This window comes from Priestia sp. TSO9 (assembly GCF_021029645.1).
GTDB lineage: Bacteria > Bacillota > Bacilli > Bacillales > Bacillaceae_H > Priestia > Priestia megaterium_E.
The window spans coordinates 296,360-311,011 of the sequence record NZ_JAJEKD010000009.1; the positions used below are offsets into that span (position 1 = coordinate 296,360).

At 38.3% G+C, this 14,652-nt stretch carries 17 protein-coding genes; 14 read left to right on the forward strand and 3 right to left on the reverse strand.

Annotated elements, in window-relative coordinates:
• Positions 1-68 precede the first annotated feature (68 nt).
• Positions 69-554, forward strand: coding sequence for a DUF6985 domain-containing protein (locus tag LJC66_RS04305; RefSeq protein ID WP_195695246.1), 486 nt, complete (start codon positions 69-71; stop codon positions 552-554).
• Between the two features lie 40 nt (positions 555-594).
• On the opposite strand, the gene LJC66_RS04310 is transcribed toward LJC66_RS04305, so the two are convergent.
• A complete protein-coding gene (locus tag LJC66_RS04310) occupies positions 595-2,145 on the reverse strand; it encodes a solute symporter family protein (RefSeq protein WP_195695245.1) in 1,551 nt (516 codons plus the stop codon).
• A gap of 16 nt (positions 2,146-2,161) precedes the next feature.
• Positions 2,162-2,497, reverse strand: coding sequence for a DUF485 domain-containing protein (locus LJC66_RS04315; protein ID WP_034275644.1), 336 nt, complete (start codon positions 2,495-2,497; stop codon positions 2,162-2,164).
• Between the two features lie 498 nt (positions 2,498-2,995).
• Between LJC66_RS04315 and LJC66_RS04320 the strand changes: the two genes are divergently transcribed.
• The 4 genes from LJC66_RS04320 to LJC66_RS04335 all read left to right on the forward strand — a co-directional run bounded on the left by LJC66_RS04320 (position 2,996) and on the right by LJC66_RS04335 (position 6,013).
• Complete coding sequence (locus tag LJC66_RS04320) at positions 2,996-3,304, forward strand: hypothetical protein (RefSeq protein WP_013055618.1); 309 nt, start codon at positions 2,996-2,998, stop codon at positions 3,302-3,304.
• Positions 3,305-3,521: 217 nt separating this feature from the next.
• Positions 3,522-4,277: an IclR family transcriptional regulator gene (locus tag LJC66_RS04325; RefSeq protein ID WP_014461387.1), complete on the forward strand. Its 756-nt coding sequence runs from the start codon at positions 3,522-3,524 to the stop codon at positions 4,275-4,277.
• 31 nt (positions 4,278-4,308) lie between these two features.
• Complete coding sequence (locus LJC66_RS04330) at positions 4,309-5,136, forward strand: aldo/keto reductase (protein ID WP_050689241.1); 828 nt, start codon at positions 4,309-4,311, stop codon at positions 5,134-5,136.
• Positions 5,137-5,251: 115 nt separating this feature from the next.
• Entirely contained in the window at positions 5,252-6,013 is a 762-nt protein-coding gene (locus LJC66_RS04335) for an SDR family oxidoreductase (protein WP_195695243.1), read from the forward strand.
• Between the two features lie 93 nt (positions 6,014-6,106).
• Here the strand turns inward: LJC66_RS04335 and LJC66_RS04340 are convergent, their stop codons facing one another.
• Entirely contained in the window at positions 6,107-6,562 is a 456-nt protein-coding gene (locus LJC66_RS04340) for a MarR family winged helix-turn-helix transcriptional regulator (RefSeq protein WP_016763199.1), read from the reverse strand.
• Between the two features lie 352 nt (positions 6,563-6,914).
• On the opposite strand from LJC66_RS04340, the gene LJC66_RS04345 reads away from it, so the two are divergent.
• From LJC66_RS04345 to LJC66_RS04385, 9 genes are all read left to right on the forward strand, one after another.
• Positions 6,915-7,553: a biotin/lipoyl-containing protein gene (locus LJC66_RS04345; RefSeq protein ID WP_028412179.1), complete on the forward strand. Its 639-nt coding sequence runs from the start codon at positions 6,915-6,917 to the stop codon at positions 7,551-7,553.
• Between the two features lie 42 nt (positions 7,554-7,595).
• On the forward strand, positions 7,596-9,221 hold the full coding sequence (locus tag LJC66_RS04350; RefSeq protein WP_195695242.1) for a DHA2 family efflux MFS transporter permease subunit: 1,626 nt from the start codon (positions 7,596-7,598) through the stop codon (positions 9,219-9,221).
• A gap of 18 nt (positions 9,222-9,239) precedes the next feature.
• Positions 9,240-9,770: an NAD(P)H-dependent oxidoreductase gene (locus LJC66_RS04355; protein WP_195695241.1), complete on the forward strand. Its 531-nt coding sequence runs from the start codon at positions 9,240-9,242 to the stop codon at positions 9,768-9,770.
• 8 nt (positions 9,771-9,778) lie between these two features.
• A complete protein-coding gene (locus LJC66_RS04360) occupies positions 9,779-10,201 on the forward strand; it encodes a hypothetical protein (protein ID WP_230931865.1) in 423 nt (140 codons plus the stop codon).
• A 162-nt stretch (positions 10,202-10,363) separates the two neighbouring features.
• The gene (locus tag LJC66_RS04365) at positions 10,364-10,789 is read left to right on the forward strand and encodes a MarR family winged helix-turn-helix transcriptional regulator (RefSeq protein WP_013055628.1); all 426 of its coding nucleotides are present in this window, start codon (positions 10,364-10,366) and stop codon (positions 10,787-10,789) included.
• Between the two features lie 116 nt (positions 10,790-10,905).
• The gene (locus LJC66_RS04370) at positions 10,906-11,895 is read left to right on the forward strand and encodes a LacI family DNA-binding transcriptional regulator (RefSeq protein ID WP_013081939.1); all 990 of its coding nucleotides are present in this window, start codon (positions 10,906-10,908) and stop codon (positions 11,893-11,895) included.
• Positions 11,888-12,766: a ribokinase gene (gene rbsK / locus LJC66_RS04375; RefSeq protein WP_230931866.1), complete on the forward strand. Its 879-nt coding sequence runs from the start codon at positions 11,888-11,890 to the stop codon at positions 12,764-12,766. The genes LJC66_RS04370 and rbsK overlap by 8 nt, the downstream gene beginning before the upstream one ends.
• Complete coding sequence (gene rbsD / locus LJC66_RS04380) at positions 12,767-13,156, forward strand: D-ribose pyranase (protein WP_013055631.1); 390 nt, start codon at positions 12,767-12,769, stop codon at positions 13,154-13,156.
• A gap of 14 nt (positions 13,157-13,170) precedes the next feature.
• The gene (locus LJC66_RS04385) at positions 13,171-14,652 is read left to right on the forward strand and encodes a sugar ABC transporter ATP-binding protein (protein ID WP_050689236.1); all 1,482 of its coding nucleotides are present in this window, start codon (positions 13,171-13,173) and stop codon (positions 14,650-14,652) included.

The following is a 14,652-nucleotide window of genomic DNA, read 5'->3' on the forward strand; positions in this document are numbered from 1 at the left end:
GTTTCAAGCACCATTTATTATACGCCAATGTAAGCAGAAATCCACTTTTTGAGAGGGTCAGGTATGCAATGAATCAAACATTACGAGTACATCATCCGCTTTTTGGATCTTTGTTATATGACTCGGCCTGGGTTGGAGAAAAACAGGTCACTTTCTTTGGACAAAAACAACACGTGTTGCTGACAATTGATGGAGATAAAGAGAAGCCATTTCAAAAACGACAAGAAGAGGCCTTTCAAGCATTTTGGCTTCAAGGTGAATTATTGTTAAAGAGGACGGAAAAAGCTCTTTTTGATTATTATCAACAGGTGCGAGATGAATACAGAACTCAAGTTGAAAAAGACGTGGTAGACTTATTAGTTCCGAATGTGAAAAAGCGAAAAGACATCGGTTTTTTAGTTGAGTGTATTCAAATCTTTGTTCCTGAAGCACGGCATGATACAAGAGAACTTGGTTTGTTTTTTGAATGTACGTGGGAAGAAGAGCATATGTTAGCTGTAAAGTTTAGAAATGAACAAATTGCCGCTATTGGTTTACAAGAAGATTTATTCTAGTAAAAAGCCTTGAAGCAACCTGCTTCAAGGCTTTTGGGCATTAATGTTTGACAGGCTCTTCGATTCCCATACCTGTATTTGCTTTTACTAAAATTTCATCAAATTTCTTTTCGTCTGCTTTTTTAGACGAAAGAAGTGTTCCTATAAAAGCAGCTAAGAAGCCTAGAGGAATAGAGATAATACCAGGGTTTGTTAGCGTGATGAGCGGTTCACCTACAAAGATAGCAGCTCCCGGCTCAGGTGCCCACACGTTTGGACTAATAGCAACTAAAAACAGTGAGCTGAATAGTCCAACCAGCATGCCAGTGACTGCTCCTGCTGTATTGAAACGTTTCCAAAAAATAGTGAGAAGAATAATTGGCAAGTTAGCGCTCGCTGCTACGGCAAAGGCAAGTGCCACTAAAAATGCCACGTTCATGGTTTGAGCAAATAATGCAAGAATAATAGATAAAATGGATACCCCAATAGAAGCCCACCGTGCAGCTACTACCTGTTCTTTTTCAGTAGCAGCTCCTTTACGCAGAATATGACTATAGAAGTCATGCGCGAATGCTGAAGCTGCTGAGAGCACCAGTCCAGCTACAACAGCTAAAATTGTAGCAAATGCTACAGCTGAAACGAACGCAAAAAGAAAGTCTCCGCCAAGAACTTGAGCGAGCAGGGGAGCGGCCATATTTCCTGCTGCATTTGCTTTGATAATATCATCATATCCTACAAAAGCAGCAGCACCGAATCCTAAAAAGATTGTCATAATGTAAAAAACGCCAATGATCCACGTTGCATAAATAACAGACTTTCTTGCGGTGATGGCATCTTTTACTGTGAAGAAACGAATAAGGATATGAGGCAGGCCTGCTGTGCCAAGAACAAGAGCTAAATTCAACGAGATCATGTCCAGCGGATTTTTGAATTTATTTCCTGGATTTAAAAAGCCGTCGCCAAGAGGAGTTGCAGTTTTCATCTCGGAAAACATTTTAGCTAAGCTAAAATCAAATTTTGAAAATACGATAATGGAAATAATGAACGTACCAATCATCAGAAGCAAGGCTTTGACAATCTGCACCCAGCTAGTCGCTGTCATTCCTCCAAATACAACGTAAACCGTCATCAAGACGCCGACAATCAAGACAGAGTACACGTAATCTAACCCAAGTAATAAATGAATTAATGCTCCTGCTCCAACAAGCTGCGCAATCATATAAAAAATGGAAATGGTGATCGTGTTTAACGCAGCAACTCCCCGCACTTTCTTTTCGTTAAAACGAGCTGCGATCATATCTGCCATCGTGTACTTTCCTAAGTTGCGAAGTGGTTCAGCTACAACGTATAACACAACGAGGTAGGCAACTAAAAAGCCGATGCTGTAAAAAAAACCGTCAAATCCAGAAAGCGCTACCATTCCAGCTATGCCTAAAAATGATGCAGCAGACATATAATCTCCGGCAATCGCCATACCGTTTTGCCAGCCGGTTAAACTTCCATCTGCTGTATAAAAGTCACTGGTCGTTTTTGTCCGCTTGGATGCCGCATACGTAATGATTAGCGTAAGACCTACAATGGCTAAAAAAAGTGAAAAAGCTAGTACGTTCATTCATTTAACCCCCTGTTTAATTTGCAGCTTCTTTTTTAATCGTGTCAACAAGTTCATCAAATTTCGAGGCTCTTTTTGTGTATAGAATGCATAGGGTCCAGGTCATCACGAACTGTGCAAAAGCGAATACCCACGCCCAGGTCATAGAAGCAAAAGCTGGTTTGTTTAGGACGGTTGTGTAAGCCGTTAAGATAGGCAAGGTAAAATAAAAAGCAAGAAAAAACAGAGAGAGCGGTAAAATAAAATTGCGTTTTTGTTTTAAAAGCTTTTGAAATGAAGCAGACTGTACAATTTCTGTGTAATCAGGAGAGGAAGAAGCATTGTTTACCTTCTTTAAAGAATTTTCATTCATCGCCAAGCAGAATTCCCCCTTTAATAATAAATAGATGAAGCGAAAAGCTTCATATCACTTGAATTATATTATTTTCGGAATAAAAAGTAAATTCTGTCTTTTTGTGAGAATGGTAACAGTGTAAGGTTTTTAATATACTGAAGGTTCAAACTAAATGCATACTGCCATAATAAAAAAAGAACAACATTCAATACAAAGGAAAAATCATTCGCAAAAGAAATGTTGAAATTAATCTTTAGTTTCTTTTATATATAAGGCTTTTCTTTATTATTTAAACGTTATTTGTTTGTTTGATCTTTTGAAAAATAAGAGAAGATGATGATAAAATCATAAGCATACAATAATGCTTAGATAGGAAACAGGTTGAGAAAGTACGCTATTATTTAGAGATGGTTATAAATAGACAAGATATTATGAAAGATTTCTATATGAATGATATTTTTTCTTTATAGTAAACAAATCATGTAACTACTTATATAAAAGAGAAAAGGTGAAAGAATGGCATTTGGAATTAAACGCCCGGAACTAAACGCATGGAAAGCAGCTGTTAAGCGAGGAGAGATCGCATTTTTAACTCATTATTGGCTTGATGAGCGTTTTCCACATGCAACTACCGTAACAAAAGTAGGTTGCAGTGACTTAAATAAGCTGATTAAGTGGGGAAAAAAGTATGGTATTCCCGCTAAGTATATTGATAATCGATCCGGCTATCCTCATTTCGATTTACTAGGCGAGCGTCAGAAAGAAATTATGAAAAAGGAAAATCAGCTGGAGCAGCTGAAGCGATTTGAAGAAGTTAACGAGTGAACAGCAAAACTAATTTTAAAAACTGTAAAAAAATTCTATTGTTAAGGCTTTTTTTTATGTTTAAATAGAAAAAACAGTGGAATAGATTAAGAAGAACAATTATGTCATGTATTCTCTCATATAGGGAAAAAACATTAGTTTAGTTTCCTTATTTGATACGATAAAGAGCTTTGTTTTATAATAAAATTGTTGTTCGGATAAAAGGAGGAAGAAGGGCATGTCCGAGGTTGGAACTTTAAAAAAAGGATTAGATATCTTCTCTTTGCTTTTAAACCGTCCGAATATGACTATTCCAGAAATGATGGAAGCGCTCGGTTTTAATAAGAGTACGATGTATCGTCTTGTGAGCACGCTTGAGCAAAATGGATTTATTGTAAGAAACCCGTCTAACCGCTATACGGTTTCACCACAACTGGTGCTGGCACTCGTGCAAAATACGATGCATACGAACTATGAAATGAATTGGCTCTCTGTTCCTGCTATGCAGAAGCTGAGTGAAGAGACCAAAGAGACCATTTACGCGGGAATTCTCCATCATAAACAAATGGTTACAACTCAGGTGGTCAACGGGCAATATAGCACTCGTACGCATTCCGAAGTAGGAAATAAAAAGCCGCTTCATGCAAATGCTATTGGAAAGTGTATTCTTGCTTATCAAGAGGACAGCGTACAAAAATCTATTCTTCATGAACTTTCGCTTGAAGCTTATACAGATCGAACGATTACCGAGCTGGACGAGCTTGAAGCTGATTTGGCTTTAAGTAAGGAAAGAGGATATGCTGTCGATGATGAAGAACGGGAGCCTGGCGTTCGCTGTATTGCAGCCCCTATTTTCAGAAAAGGAAAAATAATGGCGGCTATTGCTTTATCAGGTCCATCTCTTCGTATTTCACAAGAGAAAGACGAAGAACATGCTGCACTTGTTAAACAGTGCGCAGAACAAATTTCACAAGCAATTACTCTTTACGAATAATTCAATAGTAAAAAAGGGGATGAACAGCAACATGGAAAACTTACAATCAACGACGACCTTAGCAAACGGCATTAAAATGCCTTGGTTAGGTTTAGGTGTTTATAAAGTAGAAGATGGTCAAGAAGTGGTAGATTCAGTTAAATATGCAATCAAAGCTGGATATAAAAGCATTGATACGGCTAAAATTTATGAAAATGAAGAAGGTGTGGGACAAGCAATCAAAGAATCAGGAGTTTCTCGCGAAGAACTATTTGTTACATCAAAAGTGTGGAATGCAGATCAAGGATATGACACAACTCTTCAAGCGTTTGAAACAAGCTTAAACAAGCTAGGTCTTGAATATTTAGATTTATACTTAATTCACTGGCCAGTTGAAGGTAAGTATAAAGATACGTGGAAAGCACTTGAAAAGCTTTATAAAGACGGGAAAATTCGTGCAATCGGCGTATCAAATTTCCAAGTTCATCATTTAGAAGACTTAATTGCAGATGCAGAAGTTAAGCCGATGGTAAACCAAATCGAATTTCATCCACTTTTAACGCAAACAGAAGTGCGTGAATACTGCAAACAACAAGGAATCCAAGTGGAAGCATGGTCACCGCTTGCACAAGGTGAGCTGCTTGATAACGAAGTGTTAACTCAAATTGCTGAAAAGCACGGAAAATCAACTGCTCAAGTTATCTTACGTTGGGACTTGCAAAACGAAGTAGTAACTATTCCTAAGTCAACAAAAGAACATCGTATTATCCAAAATGCAGACGTATTTGATTTTGAATTAAATGCAGAAGAAGTTGAAAAAATTAACGCATTAAATCAAAATCATCGCGTAGGTCCAGATCCAGATAACTTTGACTTTTAAAGCAAGACTAAAACGTCTTGTAAGATAAATAATAAACAAAGCGCTATTGTCATTCATGCAGTAGCGCTTTGTTTATTAAAAAGTAAATGGGATGGTTGAACAAGGAGGAAAAGTAATGAAGATGTCAGAAAACACTATTTTAATTACGGGCGGAGCATCAGGAATTGGATTGGCGCTTGCAGAACGGTTTTTAAATGAAGGAAATGAAGTTATTATTTGTGGAAGAAGAGAGTCAAAGCTGCAAGAAGCAAAAGAAAAATTCCCTTCATTACATACAAAAGTGTGCGATGTATCAATAGAAGAAAGCAGAGTAGAGCTAGTAAAATGGGCGACTGAAAGTTTCCCGAAATTAAATGTTATTGTGAATAATGCAGGCATTCAGCAGCGCGTAAATCTTTTACACACGCACGAAGAGTGGCCGTATTACGAAAAAGAACTAATGAGTAATGTAAGTGCTCCTATTCATTTAACGTCGTTATTGATTCCTCATTTCGTTCAACAAGAACGTGCTGCGGTTATTAACGTAACGTCTGGGCTGTCTTTAACACCTGGAGCATGGGTGCCAATCTATAGCGCAACAAAAGCGGCGTTAAGGTCGTTTACGATTAGTCTAAGACATCAATTAGAAGAAACGAATACCGAAGTGATAGAAATTCTTCCTCCAGCCGTGAACACGGATTTAGGAGGACCGGGACTTCATACATTTGGAGCACCGCTTGATGACTTTGCTGATTCGATATTTGAAGAATTGAAAAAAGGTAAAATCGAAATTGGCTATGGAGATAGCGCTAAGAGGCTTCATGCTTCCAAAGAAGAAATTGAGAAAGCTACAGCACAGGCTTGGAATGGATTTTTGAAAAATAATCCTGAATTTTAAAGGCAGCAAACAAAAAGCTTCCTAAGCTCGTCAATAGTAGCGGGTCCTAAAAAGCGTGTGTCCATAAAATAAATGGACACACGCTTTTTAGTATTAACGATCCACAGTTTGTCTAATGCGTTTTTCCATTTTTTCAAGCATGCGGAGGTACTCATCCTGTTCTTCAGGAGTTAGAGCAAAAAGCATGTCTTGCCAAAATAAATTTCGCTGCTCAATTACATAGTTCACTAATGTTTCGCCAGCCTCTGTTAAGGATATCCATACAATTCGGCGGTCTTTTTGGTCACGTACGCGCTTAATGAGTGCATCATCTTCTAATTGATTTAATAAGATGGTAGTAGCGCCGGAGGTTAGCTTTAGATTTGAAGAAATTTCGGCTACCATACGTTTAGAGCTGACTCCAATGAATTTTAGAATTAAAAATTTCGTAATGGTCAAATTATAGGGCTGCTCACTGATTTTATCTTCCAAGAGCTTTCGCTTGAGTTCAAATAATGAGGTTTTAACTTGGTCAAGTTTTTCTAGTTTATCTATTAACTGCTGATCCATTATAATCACCTTTTCTTTATCATTATAGGTGTTAAACAATTGCTGCTAGTTACCTATTGTGGTTTATGTATATAGGGAGTTTGTTCCGAAAAAAGAAGCTGTTTTTGTGTATAACCCTATGCTTATATATCTAACTTTAAAGTAAAGTAAAGTACTTGTAAAGAAACCAAAACTTTTAAGTTGTATTTCAGTTAAAGATGTAGTAAAGTATTCAGTCGGGAAAACTTTATGAAACATAAATGTTTAGTTTTAAAAATAAATTAAAATCAAAGTTATTTACAACTAAATATCTTTGTGATAAAGTTATCTAGCGTAATACTTAACTGAATGAAATATTAAGGAGGTAAAATAAATGTCAAGAGGGCGTTTAATTTTAATGAACTTTATCGGAATTATTGTAGTATTAGCTTTAATTATTGGTGGGGGATACTATTATATTCAAAAATCTAATTATGTATCCACAGACAATGCAAAAGTGTCCGGCGACCTTTATACAGTAGTAGCGCCAGCGGCAGGTAAAGTAGCAAGCTGGAACATTGAAGAAGGTAAAGATGTTTCAAAAGATGATGAGGTAGCTAAAATCCAATCAGAAGATGGAGAAAAAACAGTTACAGTACCAGAAGACGGTAAAATCATCAAAACACAGGTAAAAGAAAATCAAATGGTTCAAGCTGGTCAACAAATTGCTAGCGAAGTAGATATGAATAACTTATTCATCATTGCAAACATTAAAGAAGACAAATTGAAAGATATTGAAGCTGGCGATGACGTTGATGTAACAGTTGACGGAGATACTAAAACAACAATCGATGGAAAAGTAGAAGAAATCGGTTATGCAACAAACTCAATTTTCTCATTAATGCCAAGTTCTAATTCAGACGGAAACTATACGAAAGTATCACAAACAGTTCCTGTTAAAATCTCTATTTCTAACTACTCTGAAAACGTACTACCAGGTATGAACGCAGAAGTTAAAATCTCTAAAAACTAAGAACGTACATGATTAAGAAGAGAAGAAAGGAGGAAGGAACTGATGTCAGCAAACACGATACAACCAGAGGAAAGCTCAGTTAAAAAGCATATTCCGCTGCTAGTCGTACTTATGCTTGGATTGTTCTTAGCAATTTTAAACCAAACGCTGCTAAACGTTGCGATCCCGCATCTGATTACAGAGTTTGGCGTTACGGCTAATACGGCACAGTGGTTGCTTACAGGATATATGCTTGTAAATGGTGCACTTATTCCATTATCAGCCTATTTAATTGAACGTTTTGGCGTTCGTCGCTTATTCTTATTTGCAATGGCCTGCTTTACAATAGGGGCACTTGTCTGCGGAATTGCGCCGACTTTCTCGATTATGCTAATTGGACGTCTTGTTCAAGCAGTCGGAGGCGGAGTACTAGCACCTCTAGTTATGACCATTATCGTATTTATTTTCCCTCCTCATATGCGCGGAAAAGGAATGGGTATCTTTGGTTTAGCCATGATGTTCGCTCCGGCAATTGGACCGACGCTTTCCGGATGGGTTATTCAAAACTATGACTGGCACATTTTATTTACGGGAATGGTGCCACTAGGTGCGCTCGTACTTATTATTGCAGCTTTTAAATTAAAAGATATTAAACCGCCTCAAAATGTAAAAGTAGATCTAATTTCTGTGTTTACATCTCTTGCAGGTATGGCTTTACTTCTATACGGATTCAGTGAAGCTGGAAACGATGGCTGGACGGATTCAGTTGTATTGTCAACGATGATTGGCGGTATTGTCTTATTAATCATCTTTGTCGTGCAGCAGCTTCGACTTAAGAGTCCATTACTTGATGTGAGAGTATTTAAATACAGTATTTTCTCATTATCTAATATCATTAGTATTGCCATTACAATTAGCATGTATGCTGGTATGTTCTTATTGCCAATTTACTTGCAAAACATTCGTGGCTATTCAGCATTTGATTCAGGTTTATTAATCTTGCCTGGTGCACTTGTCATGTTAGTTATGTCACCGATTTCTGGTACGCTGTTTGATAAATTAGGACCGCGTCCACTAGGGATTGTCGGGATGTTGATTACGGTTGTGACAACATTTGAATTTACAAAATTAACGCTTGAAACACCGTTTAGTCATATTGTTATTATTTATATGATCCGTGCATTCGGTATGTCATTATTGATGATGCCAATTATGACGGCTGGTTTAAATCAGCTGCCGGCAAAATTAAGCAGCCATGGTACATCAATGGCGAACACGCTTCGTCAGGTGAGTGGTTCAATCGGTATCAGTTTAATGACTACAATCTTTACAAATCGCACAACATATCATGTGAATGAAATGAGCAGTTCCATGACTACATCCGATCCATTCTTTATGAATAACTTCCAGGTATTTGTTCAAAAGATTGCTCAAACGCTTCACCTTTCTCAAACTGAGGCCCAAAAACAAGCTTTAACAACATTAGCTGGAAAAGTTCAAGCGCAAGCAACTGTACAAGGAATTAACGACGCGTTTTATTGGACAGTTATTATTGCCATTATTGGATTGATTTTAAGTTTCTTCCTACGTGATGTTCGTAAAGATGCAGTAGTAGAAGTGGAAGAGACAGAAAAAGAAACAACAGACGATATTCGTATGTTACCGGCACCAAAAGATATGAACTCATAAGTAACGGAGGGATAAAGGATGAAAATTTGTATCGTATATGATAGTGAAGGCGGACATACAGAGGCATTAGCAAAAGCAATTGCTTCTGGCGCGGAGCTGTCTGGAGAAGCAACTGTATATGTAAAGCATGTCGAAGATGCAGATGTACGTGAACTGCCTGAAATGGATGCTATTATTTGGGGTTGCCCAGGGCATTTTGGAACAATCAGTTCAGGGTTAAAAACGTGGATTGATAAATTAGGTTATTTATGGGCAGAAGGTAAATTAATTGATAAAGTAGGTGCGGTGTTCTGTACAACAGCTACAACGCACGGTGGCTTAGAAGCAACGCTTTTAAATTTAATTACACCGATGCTTCATCAAGGAATGGTTATCGCTGGCTTACCAGGTAACATTCCAGAAAATGCGCTGTACGGTACTTATTACGGTGTGGGAATTACTTGTCCAATCGAAGGTGACGAATTATTAACAGAGAACGACCAAGCGCTAGGTAAAGCATTAGGAGAACGTGTTGTTCAAGTGACTAAACGAATGACACAAGGACAGTAGGTGACAGTATGTTAGGTATTTTACTGATCGTTGTAGCTGTGATTCTGGTTGTACTAATTATTACAATGAATGCTAAAGCATCATCTTCTAAGCGCCAGCGTACAGTTCCACCTAAAAAAGAAGCGGCTTCTTCAAATGCTCCTAAAGAGCCAAAAGTAGAAGAGAAAAAAGTAGCAGAAGAAAAACCTGCAGCACCAAAAGAAACACCAAAAGAAGAGCCAAAAGAGCCGCAGGCTAAGACGGAAACAAGAACATCTAGACATAAGAAAGAAAAAGATGTCATGAACGATGATATGTATCGTCAAGTGCTGCAAAAGTTTAGAGAAGGCGAAAAAGACGACACGGTTTTTACAAAAGAAGAACGTGACGTTATGAATGATGACGCTTTTCGTAAGGCTTTAAGATCGTTTAAGAAAAACGATAGTGAATGAGTTTCTTCTATTATAATAGTACGGAATAAAATAGATAGAAAATAGGTTATAAGCATTCCGCGAAACCAGCCGCTCTCCCCAGGTTCGGTTTCGCTTGGAGTGCAGCAGGGGGCTGACATGTTAACATCGACTCCCTGATTATAAGAAAGGGGACGTCAAAACATGGAGCAGCTCACATTTATTGAAGAGGTCCAGAGAATTTCGATATCCCTTAACAAAAAGGTAATGACAGAGATAAAAGAAAGGTTACTTTCACAAGGGATTACACCTTTTCAATATCATATCTTATTAATTATCGGTAAGTGCAGTCACATTGGGGTAACCAAGCTGGCAGAAGAGATGCGCGTAAAGCCTAGTGCAATTACTCCTGTTATTAATCGTTTAATAGACTTAGAGTTAGTTTCACGCTATCACTCTAAAGAAGATCGCCGTAAAGTAAACATTGAGTTAACAGCTAAAGGTGAACAAGTGATTGAAGAAGCAAATGAAATTGTGCAAAAGATGATTGCTCATTTCTTTTCTTGCTATGAACCGAAAGATCAAGAGCAATTTTTGAAATTATTTAAGAAACTAGACGCTAATATCTAATGAAAGAAAAATCACTTCTTAATGAAGTGATTTTTTTTAATAAAAAGATTGTCAACTTCACTTTTCCATGTTATTATTTGTGTAAACGGTTACATATATGAAGGGAGGGAAATAAAGTGGTAACAATTCGCGATGTAGCAAAAGAAGCAGGCGTGTCCGTTGCGACCGTTTCGCGCGTTTTAAACAGTACAGGATATGTAAAAGAAGACACGCGTGTGCGAGTAATGAATACAATTCAAAAATTAAACTACAGCCCTAACGAGGTAGCCCGTTCGCTTTATACACGTGAATCGCGTTTGATTGGGCTCTTGCTTCCAGACATTACAAACCCTTTTTTCCCTCAGCTTGCACGAGGAATAGAAGATGAAGTACATAGCCATGGATTTCGTTTAATTCTTGGCAATAGTGATGAGCAGTTAGAGAAAGAATTAACCTATCTCCAAACGTTTACGCAAAACCATGTAGTAGGAATGATCACGGCAACAACAAGTCTAGCTCAGAAACTATATGAAGGTCTTACATTTCCCGTCGTGTTTTTAGATAGAAGTTCTGATCAGTATCCGTCCGTTTATGCTGATGGTTTTGAAGGTGGAAAACTTGCTGCAGAAGAAATAATCAAAAGAGGAAGTAAAAGAATTACACTTATCAAAGGTCCAGTAAATGTAAAGCCTGCCCAGGAACGTTTTCAAGGCTCTCTGTCTGTTTTGAGTCAGTCTGATGCAGACTTTTACGTATTAAATACAAATTCTCTAGCGTTTGACGATGCGCAGAAATGGGCAAAGGAAATCTTTCAAAAGTACCCGGAAACGGACGGGATTATTGCAAGTAATGATATTGTAGCCACAGCCGTTTTACACGAGGCATTTCGATTAGAAAAAAGCGTGCCCGATGATCTGCAAGTAATTGGTTTTGATGATATTCCGCAAAGCCGCTTTTCGTTTCCAGCGCTGTCTACAATTCGTCAGCCTGCTTATGAAATGGGCAAGCAAGCAGCAGGTCTGTTAATGAAATGTATTAAGAAAGAACCTTTAATTCAAAAGCAAGTACAACTACCCGTTACGTTTATTGAACGAAATACGACACGAAAGGTTGAGGAACATGGCTAAAGTAACTGTGATTGGAAGTTCATCAATGGATTTAGTAGTAACATCAAATATTCGTCCTGGAGCTGGAGAAACAGTGTTAGGAGAATCATTCAAAACCGTTCCTGGAGGAAAAGGAGCGAACCAAGCTGTTGCAGCAGCCCGTCTTGGAGCTGATGTGAGTATGATTGGGTGTGTGGGCGAAGATCATTACGGAAAAGCAATTCTGGAGAATTTCAAATCAAACGGTGTATTCGTGAAAAATGTGAAACCGGTTACAGATTCAGATAGCGGAACAGCTCACATTATACTCGCTGAAGGAGATAACAGCATTGTAGTTGTCAAAGGAGCAAACGATTATATTACTCCAGACTACGTAGAAAAAGCAAAAGAAAAAATTAAAGAAGCAGATATCGTACTTATTCAGCAAGAGATTCCAGAAGAAACGGTTGAATATGTTGCTCAGCTTTGTCAGGAACTTAAAGTACCGCTTTTGTTAAATCCAGCGCCTGCAAGACCATTAAAAGCAGAAGTGATTGAACAAGTTTCTTACATCACTCCAAATGAACATGAAGCAGAGCTTTTATTTGAAGGAAAAGAAAAAGAAGAAGTATTAAAACAGTATCCAAATAAATTGTTTATTACAGAAGGAAAAGAAGGTGTACGCTATTTTAACGGCGAGAAAGAAGTATTGGTTCCTTCTTATCAAGTAGAAACGATTGATACAACAGGAGCAGGAGATACATTTAACGCAGCGCTTGCCGTGGCACTTGCCGAAGGAATGGGTTTTGAAAAAGGAATTCAGTTTGCTAATCGCGCAGCTTCGCTATCTGTCACTAAATTTGGTGCACAAGGCGGTATGCCGACTCGAAAAGAAGTGGAGGAGAGTCTGTAAATGAAACGTCACGGAATGATTAACAGTCATATTACGAAAATACTAACAGATCTAGGTCATACAGACACTATTGTCATTGCAGATGCAGGATTACCTGTTCCGAGTGACGTGCCTAAAATTGATTTATCTTTAAAGCTAGGAGTGCCTAGCTTTGAAGATGTAGTAGTAGCTGTGTTAGAAGATATGGCTACAGAAAAAATAGTGATTGCTTCTGAGATGAAAGAAAGAAATCAAAAGGCTTACGAGTTGATGGAAAAGCAAAACATCTTAGTAGAAGAAGTATCGCATGAACAATTAAAAATGCTGACAAGCAAAGCGAAAGTTGTGATTCGTACAGGAGAAGCAACTCCTTATGCAAACTGCATTTTACAAGCGGGAGTTATTTTTTAAAAGAGGTGAACAGCATGCATATTGCAATGAGAGGGATTCATAAAGCCTTTGGAGCAAACCGTGTACTAAGAGGCGTGGATTTTGAATTACATGAAGGTGAAGTTCACGCACTAATGGGGGAAAATGGAGCGGGGAAATCTACGCTGATGAATATTTTAACTGGCCTTCATAAAAAAGATGAAGGGCAGATTCTGATTGATGGCAAAGAGACGTATTTTCAAAATCCAAAAGAAGCGGAACAAAACGGAATTACCTTTATTCATCAAGAGCTGAACGTTTGGCCTGAAATGACGGTGCTTGAGAACTTATTTATCGGCAAAGAATTAAAAACGCCTTTAGGTTTTTTAAAAACAAAAGAAATGAAAGCGTTAGCAAAGAAGCAGTTTGAAAAATTAGCTGTGACCATTCCTCTTGATCAAGAAGCGGGACTTTGTTCTGTCGGACAGCAGCAAATGATTGAAATAGCCAAAGCGCTGATGACGAATGCAAAAGTCATTATCATGGATGAGCCAACCGCAGCGCTTACTGAAAGAGAAATTCAAAAGTTATTTGACGTAATTAATGCGCTGCGAAAACAAGGTGTATCGATTGTGTATATTTCACATCGTATGGAAGAGATTTTTGCTATTTGTGATTCCATTACGGTCATGCGTGACGGACAGACGGTAGACAAAAAGCCGATTCCAGAAACCAGCTTCGATGACGTGGTTCGCAAAATGGTGGGAAGAGAGCTAACGGATCGATTTCCTGCTAGGACATCTCCTAAGGGAGACGTTGTATTTGAAGCAAAAGGCTTGGAGAGAAAAGGTGTATTTCATGACGTTCATTTTTCGGTGCGATCAGGAGAAATTGTCGGTGTTGCGGGGCTAATGGGAGCTGGCAGAACCGAAATTATGCGCGCTATCTTCGGGCTTGATCCATTAGAAAAAGGCGAAATTATCTTAAATGGCAAACGGGTCAGTATCACAAAGCCCGACCAAGCCATTAAATTAGGTCTCGGGTTCATTACAGAAGATCGTAAAACAGAAGGACTCGTCCTGGATTTTTCTATTCGAGAAAATATTGCGCTTCCAAGTCTATTCAGCTTTTCGCCAAAAGGCTTTATTGAACAAAAAAGCGAGCAGCAATTTGTAGATTTACTTATTAAACGTTTAACGATCAAAACCGAGTCGTCTGAGACGAGTGCGGGTAACTTATCGGGAGGCAATCAGCAAAAAGTAGTGATTGCCAAATGGATTGGCATTGGACCAAAAGTGCTGATTTTAGATGAACCAACTCGAGGAGTTGACGTGGGAGCAAAGCGTGAAATTTATCAGCTTATGAATGAACTGACAGACAGAGGCGTGGCTATTATCATGGTGTCTTCAGAGCTTCCGGAAGTACTCGGTATGAGCGATCGCATTTTGGTTGTGCATGAAGGAAAAATAACGGGTGAACTGACAAGTGAAGAAGCAACTCAAGAAAAAATTATGACATTTGCAACAGGAGGTCAGTAA